Source organism: Pseudarthrobacter sp. L19 (assembly GCF_050859435.1).
Lineage (GTDB): Bacteria > Actinomycetota > Actinomycetes > Actinomycetales > Micrococcaceae > Arthrobacter.
Map to the genome: position 1 here is coordinate 1,631,598 of NZ_CP193935.1, position 12,975 is coordinate 1,644,572.

Annotated in this window: 13 protein-coding genes; 7 read left to right on the top strand and 6 right to left on the bottom strand. The window is 69.0% G+C overall.

Translation table 11 applies throughout. The features are described 5' to 3' along the window. The first annotated feature begins 79 nt into the window (after positions 1-79). Positions 80-271: a hypothetical protein gene (locus tag ACRQ5B_RS07655; protein WP_432398498.1), complete on the top strand. Its 192-nt coding sequence runs from the start codon at positions 80-82 to the stop codon at positions 269-271. An 8-nt stretch (positions 272-279) separates the two neighbouring features. Here ACRQ5B_RS07655 and ACRQ5B_RS07660 read toward each other — a convergent pair whose 3' ends face one another. The 3 genes from ACRQ5B_RS07660 to ACRQ5B_RS07670 are packed head-to-tail and all read right to left on the bottom strand — an operon-like array spanning position 280 to position 2,356. Further along, positions 280-723: a YdeI/OmpD-associated family protein gene (locus ACRQ5B_RS07660; RefSeq protein WP_432398500.1), complete on the bottom strand. Its 444-nt coding sequence runs from the start codon at positions 721-723 to the stop codon at positions 280-282. A 2-nt stretch (positions 724-725) separates the two neighbouring features. Next, positions 726-1,415 carry a haloacid dehalogenase type II gene (locus ACRQ5B_RS07665; RefSeq protein ID WP_432398502.1) on the bottom strand — a complete coding sequence of 230 codons (690 nt, stop codon included), beginning with the start codon at positions 1,413-1,415 and terminating at the stop codon, positions 726-728. Beyond that, the gene (locus ACRQ5B_RS07670) at positions 1,412-2,356 is read right to left on the bottom strand and encodes a LysR family transcriptional regulator (protein ID WP_412884128.1); all 945 of its coding nucleotides are present in this window, start codon (positions 2,354-2,356) and stop codon (positions 1,412-1,414) included. Before ACRQ5B_RS07670 ends, ACRQ5B_RS07665 begins: the two co-directional genes overlap by 4 nt. Before the next feature lie 115 nt (positions 2,357-2,471). Between ACRQ5B_RS07670 and ACRQ5B_RS07675 the strand changes: the two genes are divergently transcribed. Both ACRQ5B_RS07675 and dctA read left to right on the top strand, forming a co-directional pair. Further along, complete coding sequence (locus ACRQ5B_RS07675) at positions 2,472-3,629, top strand: PrpF domain-containing protein (protein ID WP_432398504.1); 1,158 nt, start codon at positions 2,472-2,474, stop codon at positions 3,627-3,629. A 59-nt stretch (positions 3,630-3,688) separates the two neighbouring features. After that, positions 3,689-5,116, top strand: a complete 1,428-nt coding sequence (gene dctA, locus ACRQ5B_RS07680; protein ID WP_432398506.1) for a C4-dicarboxylate transporter DctA — start codon at positions 3,689-3,691, stop codon at positions 5,114-5,116. 95 nt (positions 5,117-5,211) lie between these two features. On the opposite strand, the gene ACRQ5B_RS07685 is transcribed toward dctA, so the two are convergent. After that, entirely contained in the window at positions 5,212-5,817 is a 606-nt protein-coding gene (locus ACRQ5B_RS07685; RefSeq protein ID WP_432398508.1) for a hypothetical protein, read from the bottom strand. Positions 5,818-6,359: 542 nt separating this feature from the next. Between ACRQ5B_RS07685 and ACRQ5B_RS07690 the strand changes: the two genes are divergently transcribed. Together ACRQ5B_RS07690 and ACRQ5B_RS07695 are read left to right on the top strand one after the other, a co-directional pair. Continuing rightward, a complete protein-coding gene (locus ACRQ5B_RS07690; protein WP_432398510.1) occupies positions 6,360-7,361 on the top strand; it encodes an alcohol dehydrogenase in 1,002 nt (333 codons plus the stop codon). Between the two features lie 146 nt (positions 7,362-7,507). Continuing rightward, entirely contained in the window at positions 7,508-8,386 is an 879-nt protein-coding gene (locus ACRQ5B_RS07695; protein WP_432398512.1) for an aldo/keto reductase, read from the top strand. Between the two features lie 19 nt (positions 8,387-8,405). On the opposite strand, the gene ACRQ5B_RS07700 is transcribed toward ACRQ5B_RS07695, so the two are convergent. Continuing rightward, on the bottom strand, positions 8,406-8,558 hold the full coding sequence (locus ACRQ5B_RS07700) for a hypothetical protein (protein ID WP_290256312.1): 153 nt from the start codon (positions 8,556-8,558) through the stop codon (positions 8,406-8,408). Positions 8,559-8,768: 210 nt separating this feature from the next. Between ACRQ5B_RS07700 and ACRQ5B_RS07705 the strand changes: the two genes are divergently transcribed. After that, the gene (locus ACRQ5B_RS07705) at positions 8,769-10,688 is read left to right on the top strand and encodes an alpha-amylase family glycosyl hydrolase (protein ID WP_432398514.1); all 1,920 of its coding nucleotides are present in this window, start codon (positions 8,769-8,771) and stop codon (positions 10,686-10,688) included. A 155-nt stretch (positions 10,689-10,843) separates the two neighbouring features. Next, a complete protein-coding gene (locus ACRQ5B_RS07710; protein ID WP_432398516.1) occupies positions 10,844-11,881 on the top strand; it encodes a DUF808 domain-containing protein in 1,038 nt (345 codons plus the stop codon). Between the two features lie 32 nt (positions 11,882-11,913). On the opposite strand, the gene ACRQ5B_RS07715 is transcribed toward ACRQ5B_RS07710, so the two are convergent. Continuing rightward, positions 11,914-12,735, bottom strand: coding sequence for an MBL fold metallo-hydrolase (locus tag ACRQ5B_RS07715; RefSeq protein ID WP_432398518.1), 822 nt, complete (start codon positions 12,733-12,735; stop codon positions 11,914-11,916). Positions 12,736-12,975 lie beyond the last annotated feature (240 nt).

Genomic DNA, 12,975 nt, shown 5'->3' on the forward strand with positions numbered 1-12,975 from the left:
CTCCGGAAACCGTCAGGAACCCGCTACCGGGCTAGTCCCGCCCGAGCCCGGGTGATGCGGACTTCGGCCGGGCGCGGACGTGCATCCGCTCGCCCTGCTGGCCGAACAGGCTGATCAACTCCACCGGCCGGCCGTCGGCGCTGGCAAAAGGCGCTTCGGCCCCTTCTCCGCCGCCTCGGAGGATGCGGTCTTCAAGGCCGTGCTGGGGCAGCGGCGCTACGGACTGGAGGTCCGGGGAGGAGCCGGGAACGACGCCGGAAACCGCTACTGACGGGGAAGCTACTTCTTCCCGGCCCGGAGGTCGGCCACCACCTTGGCCACGCGGCGGGCCCGGGTCTCCGCGGTCTTCGCGTCCGCCAGCGGCTCCACGTACCGGCGCTGGCTGCTGTAGTTCAGCGTCGCGTAGAACGCCTTCGCTTCCGGGTCCGCATCCAGGGCGGCGGCCAGGTCCTCCGGGACCTCGACGACGCGCGGCTGGGTGTCCACCTCGACGTCGACCTCCACAGTGTCGCCGCCGGACACCCCGGTCAGGGCCCGGTTGGCGGCACTGACGCCGATCATGTTCTGCCCGCCCATCACGGCGATGCTGCTGCGGTAGCTGGCGCCGTTGATGGTCACCACCACGGGCGGTTTCCGGCCGGCGCCCAAGGCATCGACCACCTCCTGCGGCACGACGATGCCGGTCTTGGTGGCGCTGCCCTGGATGGTGGTGGAGAATTTCATCCTCACAGTATGCCCCCGGATGAGGCCAGAACCCCCGGAAGCTCCGTCAACGCCGCGACGGTGACGTCCGGCGCCTCGAAATGGGCGGGGTACCCATGGCCGGACCGGTTCAGCCAGGCCGTGCGGAGTCCGGCCCGGGCCGCGCCGTGAATGTCCCAGGGGTGCACGGCCACCAGCATCATCGCGCCCGGCGCCGCCCCGGTTGCCGCCGCCGCGTACTCGTAGGAGGAGCGGGCGGGCTTCCAGGCGGGCGCGTCCTCCACTGAGAGCAGCGCCTCAAACGCCTCCCGGATCCCGGCGTAGTCCAACAATTTCCCGGCGATCTGCGCCGAACCGTTGCTCAGCGTGACCAGCCGGAATCCGGCGTCGGCCAGGGACCGGATCCCGCCCGGGACATCCGGGTGGACACCCAGGCTGCCGAAGCCGTCCATCACGTGCTGCACCGCGTCCTCGAGCGGACGGTTCAGTTCCACCCCGGCGAACACCTCCCGCAGGACGGCCGCGCCGATCCCGGCGAAGCCCTGGTTATCGCCGGCCGCGGCCAGCGCGAAGCCGTCGCGCAGCAGGGATGCGAACCAGACCGGGGACAGCTCCGGCGGCGCTCCCACCGCGGCGAAGCGGCCGCCCATCGGCGACATGTCGGACAGGGTCTCGTTGACGTCAAAGACGATGACGGAAAGCGGTGCGGTCATTGCTGCTCCTCGGTTGCCGGTGTCTCCGTTATACGCCCCGCGGCCCGGCGCTTCGCCGTCGACCGGAAGACCGCGGCGGCCTGCTGCGCCGCCGGGCTCAGCCTCCGGTTGGCCAGCTGGGCCAGGAGGATCCGGCGTTTCGGGGCGCCGGCGAGGGGGACGGCGACGACGTCGGGCCGCAGCGCGCTGAGCGCGAGCTGGGGTGCCAGGGCGATCCCGATCCCGGCGGCCACCATGCCCTGGGTTTCCTGGTAGTCGTTGGCGTCGAAGGCGATCCGCGGCTCGAACCCCGCCTCGCGGCAGACCCGGCGGAGCACGTCCGCCACGGGGTGCTCGTCCCGGACAATCCACTCCTGGTCCCGCAGCGTCTCGATCCGCACGGACTTCTTCCCGGCCAGCGGGTGGTCGCGCTGCACCAGCAGCATGGTGGGGTCGTTCATCAGTCGGACCAGGGAGAGGTCCTCGTCCGCGATCTCCTGCCAGGGATAGTCCCAGAGCAGTGTCAGTTCGACGTCGCGCCGGCGCAGCGACTCCAGCAGCCCCTCGCGCCGGGCGCTGATCACCGTCACCGCCACATCCGGATGCCGCGCCCGGAACGCCAGCACCACATCCGGCATCAGCGAGGCACCCACCGTGGGGAAGGTGCCCATCCGCAGCTGTCCCCGGCGGAGTCCGGCGAACTCGTCCATCTCCGCCCGGGCCGCCTCAATGGTCCGGTCGATGTCGTCCGCGTAGCCCACCAGCGCCAGCCCGGCCTCGGTCAAAACCACGCCTCGCGGTTGCCGGTCCACCAGGGATACTCCCACCTCGTGTTCGAGCTTCGCGATCTGCTGGGACACCGCCGAGGTGGTGAAGGACAGGGCCGCCGCCGCGGAGGTCAGGGACCCGGAACGGTGCACCTCGCGAAGCAGGTGGAGCCGGTGAAGATCAAGCTTTGCCATCCCCTGACTTTAGCAAAAGTGAACAGGTGTGGAATTTATCGTGATTGTGCTGAAGTCTCGACTGCCGGATCGTAGATGGGGAAGCGCAGGGATGCGCGATGAACCATCTGCACACATGAAGGAGAACACCGTGGGACTGCGAGGCCACTGGTATCGGGGCGGGACCAGCAAATGCTGGTTGTTTGACGCGGAAGACGTCGCCCCGTTCGCAACCAACCGGGATGAAATCCGCGGACTGCTCGCCGACGCGTTCGGCGCGGCGGACGCCCGGCAGCTCGACGGCGTCGGCGGCGGAACCTCCACCACCTCCAAGGCGGCCGTCATCTGGGCCACCCCGGGGGAGGACGCGGACCTGGACTACCTGTTCGCCCAGGTGGGGATCGGAGACCGCACCGTGGAGCTCGGCTCCAACTGCGGCAACTGCGCCACCGCGATTGCCCTGTTCGCCGTGCAGACGGGCATCGTCCCCGCCGCGGACGGACTCACCAGGGTCCGGATGCGCAACCTCAACACCGGCGCCGTGCTCAGCGGCACCGTCCCCACCCCGGGCGGTACCGTCCCGAAGTCAGGACTGGCCCGCGTTCCCGGCAGCTCCGCCGTCGGCGTCCCCGTCAGCCTCTCCTTCCACGGGCCCTGGGGCCGCAGCACCGGCGCCGTCCTGCCCACGGACGCCCCGGCGGACAGCATCGACCTCGGCCCCCGGTCCGTGGCCGCAACGCTGGTGGACGCCGGCGCCCCCGCCGTCCTGATCCCGGCGGACCAGACCGACGTTGACCTCTCCGACATGACCGGCAACCTCGCCGGGCAGCTCGGCACCCTGGTGGCCGCCCGGGCCGCGGCAGGCCTGATGATGGGCCTCCGGAAGCCCGAGGACCCGCCGCAGAACGCGGTCCCCAAGGTCGGCGTCGTCGCCGGACCCGGCGACTACACCGCCGCGGACGGGACCCTGGTCCCCGCGGACTCCCACGACCTGCGGGTCCGCATGCTCTCCATGCTCGCCCCGCACCCGGCCATCGGCCTCACCTCCGCGGTGGCCGTCTCCCTGGCCGCCGCCCTGCCCGGATCCGTTCCGGCCGGGCTCCTCCGCCACACCCCGGAGCTCGCCCCGGGCACCTCCCGCCTGCTGCGAATCGGCACCCCCGCCGGCGTGGTCACCACGGAAGTCGTCGCCGGGGACGACGGCTCCATCACCGACGTCGCGCTGCACCGCGCGGCCCGGCACCTCGCTACGGCCGATATTGACGTCGCCAGGTCATCTGGCATCTCCGCCTAGCACCCGTACCTGTTGCCCTGTCATCATGAGAGGGCCGCATTCAGCAAGGAAGTTGTTCAATGAAGATCAAATCCATCCTCGGGCATCTCTACGTCCAGGTCCTCATCGGCGTCGCCCTCGGCGTCCTGGTGGGCTCCCTCTGGCCGGACCTCGGCGCCGGGCTGAAACCGATCGGCGACGGCTTCGTCAAGCTGGTGAAGTTCATGATCGCCCCGATCGTCTTCTGCACGATCGTCGGCGGCATCACCTCCCTGACGGACACCAAGAAGGTCCGGCCCACCCTGCTCCGCTCCCTCGGCCTGTTCTACGCGCTGACCGCTGTGGCGCTGGCCCTGGGCCTGGCCGCGGTGATGATCATCCAGCCCGGCACCGGCATGCACATCGACCCGGCGCACCTGGACTCCTCGGTGGCGGCGAAGTACACCAGCCAGCTGCCCAGCAGCAGCCCCGTGGACTTCTTCCTGAACATCATTCCCACCACCTTCGTGGGCGCCTTCGCCGACGGTGAGGTGCTGCCCGTCCTGGTCATCGCGATGCTCTGCGGCTTCGCCTTCAGCCGGCTCGGCGCCCCCGGTCAGGTGGCCCTGAACGTGGTGAACAGCTTCAACAAGATGCTCTTCGTGGTCTTCGGCTACATCATGAAGGTCGCCCCGCTGGGTGCCTTCGGCGCCATGGCCTTCACCGTCGGCAAGTACGGCGCGCACTCCATCGGCAACCTGGGCATGCTGATCGTGGCCTTCTACGCCGCCTGCATCGTCTTCGTCGTCGTCGGTCTGGGCCTCCTCGCCCGGATCACCGGTTTCAGCCTCTGGCAGACCCTGCGCTACTTCAAGGACGAGTTCTTCATCGTGCTGGCCACCTCCTCCTCCGAACCGGTGCTGCCGCGGCTGCTCTCGAAGCTGGAACGAATCGGCTGCGACCGCAGCGTCGTGGGCCTGGTGGTCCCCACCGGCTACAGCTTCAACCTCTCCGGCACGGCCATCTACCTGACCCTCGCCTCCATGTTCATAGCCCAGGCGTGCGACATCCACCTCAGCTGGGGCCAGATTCTGGTGATGCTCGGCATGATGCTCCTGACCTCCAAGGGCGCGGCCGGCGTGACCGGCAGCGGCTTCGTGGCCCTGGTGGCGACGCTGACCGTCATGCCCACCCTCCCGGTGGCCGGCGTGGCCCTGATCGTCGGCATCGACCGATTCATGAGCGAGGCCCGCGCCCTGACCAGCACGGTCTGCAACATCGTTTCCTGCATCGCCGTCGCCAAGTGGCAGAAGTCGCTGGACACCGTGACCCTGCACCGCGAGCTCAAGGCCGGGTTCGTTCCCACCGAGCCCGACGCCGTTGCGGCCCACGCCGGGCACGGCACCGACGCTCCGGCGGGCGGCAGCGTGACGGCCGACGCCGGGCATGCCACCGACGCCCCGGCGGGCACCGTCGCTGGGCACCCGGCGGAGCCGGTCAAGGCGCCGCAGCCGGCACTCGTGCACTAGGCCTCCCGGCACACAAGCACGAAGGCTTAAAGACAATAAGGGCGGGTCCTCCGGTTTTCACCGGAGGACCCGCCCTTTGTAGTTTGTTCGTGGACTTACTTGACGGCGACGAAGACCTTGTCGGCGAAGCCCGGCCGGATCGCGAGGACACCCTGCGCCGCGGTGGCGGAGGGAACCTCGATGGCCTTGTTGCCGGTAGCGGTGGCGCCCTTGTAGAGGGTGCTCGTCGTGTCGATCGGCTCGGGCGCCATGACCAGCTTGTCGAGACCGTTGATGGTCTTGCCGTCCGGCGTTACGTATTCAACAGAGATGAACGCGGGCATCTGGCCGTTGGCGTCGCTGCCGAGGTAGGTGGCCGAGTAGTTCACGAGGATGTACTCGGAGCCAGCGGCCGGCGGCTTGTTGTAGGTGTCGGCGGCCAGGACGGCGTCGGTGGCACCGAGCTTCACGGAGTTGACGACAATCCGCCAATCCTTCGATTCAAGAACGGAGCCGATCGGGTTCGGGTTCTCGCGGGTCCCCGCCTTGGCTCCTCCGTTGGCCGCCGGAGCGGCATTGGCGGAAGCGGCGCCGGAGGGCTGGACGACCTTCGTCTCGCCGCCGCCGACGGCGTTGCTGATCGAGGTGGCGACGACAGAGGTGAAGACCACGACGCCAACGATCGTGCCCACTACGGAGATGATGAGGGCGGCGATACCCATTCCCTTGGCCTTGTCTTTGAAGAACAAGGAAACGATGGAAAGGATGAAGGCAATCGGGAGGAGAATCCAGCCGATGATCAATGCGCCGGGAATGCAAGCAAAAATAAATCCGACGATCGCCGCGATAAGGGCAATCAGTCCGACGACATTCCTCGGTTTCTTAGCCTTTGAAGGCTGCTGTACAGGTGCTGCGGGCGGCGCCCCGTGTCCGGCTTGTGCGGTGGACGGCTGCTGCGGTTCGTGGGGCGCGGTCTGCTGTGAGCCCACCCCAGAGAGCTCTGAATTTGTCATAGCTCAAATATTTCAGAGGGGTATGACATCTAACGTTTCCCGACACAGAGGAAGTGATAACGAATTGGCACTCAAATTCCACTCTGCCCACGCCCAGCCTCCGGTCGTAAACTGACGGACGGGCGCGCGGACTCCGCGGTGCCGGTTGGCCATGACGGCCGGCCGGCACCGCTCCCGTGTGCCCCCGCATGACTGAACGGCCCGGCTCTCCCCACCCGGGCCGCCACCGAAAGCTATGGAAAGGCACCCCCATGAAAGCCATCCAGTTTGCAGCCCCCGGCTCCTCCTTCGAAACCGTCGACCGTGACATTCCTGAGGTTCCCCGGGGCCACGTCCTGGTCAAGGTCCACGCCAGCGGCATCTGCCACTCCGACGCCATGGCCGCGGCCGGTTTCGCCTCCTCCTACCCCCGCATCCCCGGCCACGAGGTCGCCGGCACGGTCGAGTCCGTGGGCGACGGCGTCACCCGTTGGGAGGCAGGCCAGCGGGTGGGCGTCGGCTGGTTTGGCGGCGCCTGCTTCGAGTGCGACTCCTGCCGCCGGGGCGACTTCATCACCTGCTCCGTCGGCAAGACCACCGGCCTGAGCGCCGACGGCGGCTACGCCGAATACCTCGTGGCGCCGGCCGACGCCCTCGCCGCCATCCCCGAGGGGCTGAGCTTCGAGGAGGCCGCGCCGCTGATGTGCGCCGGCGTCACCACCTTCAACGGCTTGCGGCACAGCGGAGCCCGCGCGGGCGACGTCGTCGCCGTCCTCGGCTTGGGCGGTCTGGGCCACCTGGGTGTGCAGTTCGCCGCCAAGATGGGCTTCGAGGTCGTCGCGATTGCCCGCGGTTCGGAGAAGGAATCGTTCGCCAAGGACCTGGGCGCGCACCACTACATCGACAGCACCACGTCCGACGTCGCCGAGGAACTGAAGAAGCTCGGCGGCGCCAAGGTGGTCCTCGCCACCGTCACGGACGCCGCGGCGATGTCCGGCACCGTGGGCGGCCTGGCGCCCCGCGGCCGCTTGGTGGTCCTGGGTGTCCCGCACGAATCCCTCGAGGTCAGCGCGGCCAGCCTGGTGATGGGCAGCAGCTCCGTCAACGGCCACGCTTCCGGCACCGCGAAGGACTCCGAGGACACCCTCCGCTTCTCTGCCCTCACCGGCGTCCGCCCGATGATCGAGACCTACCCGCTGGACAAGGCGGCCGAAGGCTTCGACCACATGATGTCCGGCAAGGCCCGCTTCCGCGTGGTCCTCACCACCACCTAGGACGGGCGTCCCACAGGCTGTCCGCCGTGCCCGGCCTGCGGCGCACGGCGGATAGCCTGAGGGCGGGGAGCGTCAACGCTTCCCCTAGGAATTGATGACAGGCCCACCCCGCGAGGGTGGGCGTGGCTCGAGACAAGGGAGCGACAATGCTGGAGACAAGGCCGTTCGGCGAAACCGGATTGAACGTTTCCATCGTGGGGCTCGGAGCCGGCCAGATCGGTGAATCCGACGTCACCGAGCGCGACGCCGCCGACGTGCTCAACGGGGCACTGGATCTCGGTGTCACGCTGATCGACACGGCGGCCAGCTACGGGCTGAGCGAGGAGCGCATTGGCCGGCACCTTGGCCACCGGCGGGACGAATTCGTGCTCTCCACCAAGGGCGGTCCGAAGATCAACGGCCAACGTGACTGGTCGCCGGGCAGCGTGCTGGAGAGCATCGAACGGTCCCTGCGCCTGACCCAGTCCGAACGCCTGGACATCTTCTACCTGCACTCCTGCCCGCTCGACATCCTGCGGCGCGGTGACCTGCAGGACACGCTGGATAAGGCCGTCGCCGACGGCAAAATCGGCGTCGCCGGCTACAGCGGGGACAACGAGGCCCTCGCCTTCGCGGCAGAGTCGGGCCGCTTCGGCGCCATCGAGACCAGCGTCAACATCGCCGATCAGTGGAATTTGCGCAACGTGGTGGGCAAGCGGCCCGAACTGGGGGTCATCGCCAAGCGTCCGATCGCGAACGCGCCCTGGCGGTTCCCCGAGCGGCCGGTGGGAAACTATGCCGAGCTCTACTGGGAACGGCTCCGGGCCCTCGAGCTGGACCCCGGGGCCTTGGACTGGGCCGAATTCGCCCTGCGGTTTACGGTCTACGCGCCCGGCGTGCACACCGCCATTGCGGGTACGGCCAAGCTGGAGCACCTCCGCCACAACATCGCGGCGGCGGCCGGCGGACCCCTGGACGCTGACGCCCTGGCGGCAATCGACCGTGCCTGGTTCGCCGTGGGGTCGGACTGGCCGGCTTCAACCTAGGAAGCCCGCCAGGCGCAGGCTACAGCGGGTCGGAGAACTGCGCGGCGACCTTGGACGGATCCAGGCCGGGAACGACGACGGCGGTGACGACCTCGGGTTCGGAAAAGAGCGCTGCGTGGGCGGAAGCCGCGGCCGGGGTTTCCAGCGGAGACGGTGTCTGGGTAGAGGTCATGGTCCTCATGTCTACGCCATCGGAGAGGCTGGGTCGAACCGGCGCGCGGTGGAGGTAGTAATCAGGCTGACGATCTCCCGGCCACCGTGACGGTCGACACAGATCCTGACGCCCGGACCGCGGTCCGGGATGGACAACATCGCGCCCAGGCCACAGCCTTATCTCCAGGGCCGCACACGCCGTCGGCCGCCACCGCAGCGAAGGAGCACCGTGCCGCCCACCACCTCCCCCGGAACCGTGCCTGGGGACAGCACCCGCGCCGACGTCGCCTCCGCCCTGGCGTCCGCCCGCCGGCCCGTCACCACGGACCAGGACTGGAACGGCTTCCGGGAGCGGTTCGACGCCGAGTTCCCGCGGCTGGAGTCCCTGTTCCGGCGGATCTACGGCCCGGAGGGCGACACCGAACTGCGGCAGCTGGTCCTCGACGCCGCGGCGTCCTGGCAGGACCGGCCGGCTGACCTGAAGGCGCTGGACGCGGACCGTGCGGCCGACCCGGACTGGTTCCAATCGAACGGGATGCTGGGCGGCGTCTGCTACGTGGACCTCTACGCCGGCGACCTCTCCGGGCTGCGCGCCCGCATCCCGTACTTCCGGGAGCTGGGCCTGACGTACCTGCACCTGATGCCGCTGTTCCGTGCCCCGGAGGAGAACTCCGACGGCGGCTATGCCGTCTCCAGCTACCGCGACGTGAACCCGGCCCTTGGCACCATGGCCGAACTCGCCGCCGTCGCCCGCGAACTCCGGGAAAACGGCATCGCCCTGGTGGTGGATTTCATCTTCAACCACACCTCCAACGAACATGAGTGGGCGCGCAAGGCCGTGGCGGGGGAGCTCGGCTTCGAGGACTTCTACCTGATCTTCCCGGACCGGACCATGCCGGACGCGTACGAGGAGACCGTCCGGGAGATCTTCCCGGACGACCACCCCGGCTCGTTCATCCAGCTGGAGGACGGGCGCTGGATCTGGGCCACCTTCCATTCCTTCCAGTGGGACCTGAACTACCGCAACCCGCGGGTGTTCCGCGCCATGGCCGGGGAGATGCTGTACCTGGCCAACCAGGGCGTGGATATTGTGCGGATGGATGCGGTCGCGTTCATCTGGAAGCAGTTGGGCACCCCCTGCGAGAGCCTGCCGGAGGCGCACCTGCTGCTGCAGGCGTTCAATGCCGTCTGCCGGCTCGCGGCGCCGTCGCTGCTGTTCAAGTCCGAGGCGATCGTGCACCCGGACGAGGTGGTGCAGTACATCAGCCCGGGGGAGTGCCAGCTCAGCTACAACCCGCTGCAGATGGCCCTGATCTGGAACACACTGGCCACCCGCGAGGTGAACCTGCTGGCCCAGGCCCTGGAACGCCGCCACCACATTCCGGCCGGCACTGCCTGGGTGAACTACGTCCGCAGCCATGACGACATCGGCTGGACCTTCTCCGACGAGGATGCGGCCGAATTCGGCATCAACGGCCACGATCACCGCAGCTTCCTCAACGCCTTCTTCGTCAACCGGTTCCCGGACAGCTTCGCCCGGGGCGTGCCGTTCCAGGACAACCCGCGCACCGGGGACTGCCGCGTCTCGGGCACGACGGCGTCCCTCGCCGGGCTTGAGGCGGACGACCCGTCCGCCGTCGCACGGATCCTGCTGGCCCACTCGATCGTCCTCAGCACCGGTGGCATCCCGCTGCTGTACCTGGGCGACGAGGTGGGGCAACTGAACGACTACGCCTACCGCCAGGACCCGGCCAAGGCCGAGGACAGCCGCTGGGTGGGACGGCCGGAGTACCCGGGAGACCGTTACGCGGAACGGACGGACCCGGCGACGGACGCCGGGAAGATCTTCGCCGGGCTGACCCACCTGATCGACGTGCGACGGCGGACCCCCGAGTTCGCGGGTGGCCGGCTGGTCCCGTTCCACACCCACAACCCGCACGTGCTGGGCTACCAGCGCCCGGGAACTTCCCACGGGGGAGAGTCCACCATCCTGGTGCTCGCCAACTTCGGCGAGACCGCCCAGCACCTCGACGCCGCGACGCTCGGCGGGATGCCGGACACCGCCGAGGACCTCATCAACGGCGGCCGGGTCCCGCTCCGGGACGGCCTGACCCTGGAGCCGCACGGCTTCCGCTGGCTCCGCGTCTAAGGAAGTGCTCGGGGCATCTTCTGAAGCGCCGTCCTACCGCCGCCCCGGCGGCCCACCGGCCGTGCGCCCGCATATAATTCGGAGATGTTGACTACGTGCCTGGGCAGAGGCTCCCGCGACCTTCCATCCGCCGCTCAACAGCCTGACATCGCCCGATGAGCGGCGGACTGGTCGCCCTGCTGGACGACATCGCCGCCCTGGCCAGGATCGCCGCCGCCTCGGTGGACGACGTCGCGGCCGGTGCGGCCAAGGCGGGTGCCAAGGCTGCCGGCGTCGTGATTGACGACGCCGCCGTCACCCCGCAGTACGTGTCCGGCGCGGACCCGTCCCGCGAACTGCCGATGATCCGGAAGATCTTCTGGGGGTCGGTGCGGAACAAGCTCCTGATCATCCTGCCGGCGCTGCTGCTCATCAGCGCCTTCATCCCGTGGATCATCCCGTTCATCCTCATGGCCGGCGGCACCTACCTCTGCTACGAGGGCGCCGAGAAGATCTGGCACAAGCTCCGCGGCCAGCACGAGGCGGACGAGGACACCCCGGCGGTGGACCGGGGTCCGGAAGCCGAGGCCAAGGTCGTCAAGGGCGCCATCACCACCGACTTCATCCTTTCCTGCGAGATCATGGTCATCGCCATGAACGAGGTGGCGGCGGAATCGCTCTGGGTCCGCGCCGTCATCCTGGTCGCAGTGGCCATCGCAATCACCGCGGCCGTGTACGGCGCCGTCGGGCTCATCGTCAAGATGGACGACATCGGCCTGCACCTGACCACCAAGAAGGCCGCCGGCACCAAGCGCTTCGGCGAGCTCCTGGTCCGGGGCATGCCGAAGGTGCTGACCACCATCACCGTGATCGGGACCGGCGCCATGCTCTGGGTGGGCGGGCACATCATGCTGCAGGGCGCCCACGACCTCGGCTGGCACGGCCCCTACGACCTGGTCCACGCCCTCGAGCACCCCGTCGCCGGGGTCGCGGTGGTGGGCGGGTTCCTCGCCTGGCTGGTGAACACCCTGTGCTCGGCCGTCCTGGGACTCGCCTGGGGCCTGGTGGTCATGGCCGTCGTGACGCCGCTGCTGAAGGTGGTGCCCTTCGGGAAGAAGAACGACGGCGGCCACGGCGGCCGCGAAAACCACAATCCCAGTACGGCGGCCGGCGACCGTCAGCCCGCGCAGCACGAGACCGACCCCGCCTCCTAGCCCGCGTCCTTCCGGCCGAACCTGTCGCGCCGCTACTCGGACGCAGCGTCCTGGGCTTTCTGCGCGAGCCGCTGGAGCTGGAAGCTGTGCACGTCCCGCAGCCACGGCAGGGGAGCCGAGGGGCCGACCCGCGGATCATCGGGCGTGCCGCCGTCGCGCAGAGTTTCCACGTAGGCGAGGTCCTGGTCGATCCGGGCCTGCAGCTGGTCCGCCCCGCCGACGGAGCCGTGGCCGGGGATGACGGCGTCGACGCGGTCAGCCACGCCGTCGAACAGCTGCAGCGCTGCGAGGTAGTCGGCGAGCGGATCGTCGGCGTTGAGGTCGAGGAATGGCATCAGGATGTCGGAGAGCATGTCGCCTGCCACCAGGATGCGGCGCTCCTCGATGAGCAGCGCCGCATGGCCTTGGGTGTGGGCCCGATGCTCAATGACGCGGATGGAGGGGCCGTCCCAGGGAAGGTGCGATGCGTCGGCGGGCAGCCCGGTGATGAGCCCGAGCATCTCCATCGGAATCTGGTCGGCGAACTCGGGCGGCAGGACGCCGGCCACACGGTCCTGCCAGTCCGGTGTGGACAGCAGGTCCCGCATCGACGCCGCGCAGCGTGCGGTCCCGTAGCGGGGCACGTCGCCGAAGGCTTCATGCCAGAGCACGTGGTCCCAATGCGGATGCGTGGCGAAGCCCGCCACGACGGGCTGGCCCAGTTCGCGAACGTCGTGCGCGAGGCCGGCCAACTCGGTACGCGTGATGCCGGGGTCGATCAGCAGAACCCCGTCGTGGCCCTGCACGATCACGCAGTTGCTCTGAAGGAAGTCGCTCCCGTGCACCAGAACGCCCTCCGCGACCTGCCTCAGCATGGACTGCCTCTCGCTTGGTTTCCAACCGCTGGTTGGGAGGCTATTCCTGGCCCGCGTGGAGCACAAGCACTCGGATGCCCGGCGCATTCCACGGGGGCGACGGCGGCTCACGGATCCGGGCAGATCCCGCCGTACGTCCGCCCTGAGAGGAACCCGGTTCACGCCCAGCATCCGGACGTAAACTGGCGTTCGAACCAGCAGCACGTGGGGACGCTGCGAGTGGCACTTTCAGAAGTGGAG

Coding starts and splice junctions, on each gene's coding strand:
- ACRQ5B_RS07660 (WP_432398500.1), bottom strand. CDS start 723: ATGAAATTCTCCACCACCATCCAGGGCAGCGCCACCAAGACCGGCATC.
- ACRQ5B_RS07665 (WP_432398502.1), bottom strand. CDS start 1,415: ATGACCGCACCGCTTTCCGTCATCGTCTTTGACGTCAACGAGACCCTG.
- ACRQ5B_RS07670 (WP_412884128.1), bottom strand. CDS start 2,356: ATGGCAAAGCTTGATCTTCACCGGCTCCACCTGCTTCGCGAGGTGCAC.
- ACRQ5B_RS07675 (WP_432398504.1), top strand. CDS start 2,472: ATGAAGGAGAACACCGTGGGACTGCGAGGCCACTGGTATCGGGGCGGG.
- dctA (WP_432398506.1), top strand. CDS start 3,689: ATGAAGATCAAATCCATCCTCGGGCATCTCTACGTCCAGGTCCTCATC.
- ACRQ5B_RS07685 (WP_432398508.1), bottom strand. CDS start 5,817: ATGGGTATCGCCGCCCTCATCATCTCCGTAGTGGGCACGATCGTTGGC.
- ACRQ5B_RS07690 (WP_432398510.1), top strand. CDS start 6,360: ATGAAAGCCATCCAGTTTGCAGCCCCCGGCTCCTCCTTCGAAACCGTC.
- ACRQ5B_RS07695 (WP_432398512.1), top strand. CDS start 7,508: ATGCTGGAGACAAGGCCGTTCGGCGAAACCGGATTGAACGTTTCCATC.
- ACRQ5B_RS07700 (WP_290256312.1), bottom strand. CDS start 8,558: ATGACCTCTACCCAGACACCGTCTCCGCTGGAAACCCCGGCCGCGGCT.
- ACRQ5B_RS07710 (WP_432398516.1), top strand. CDS start 10,844: ATGAGCGGCGGACTGGTCGCCCTGCTGGACGACATCGCCGCCCTGGCC.
- ACRQ5B_RS07715 (WP_432398518.1), bottom strand. CDS start 12,735: ATGCTGAGGCAGGTCGCGGAGGGCGTTCTGGTGCACGGGAGCGACTTC.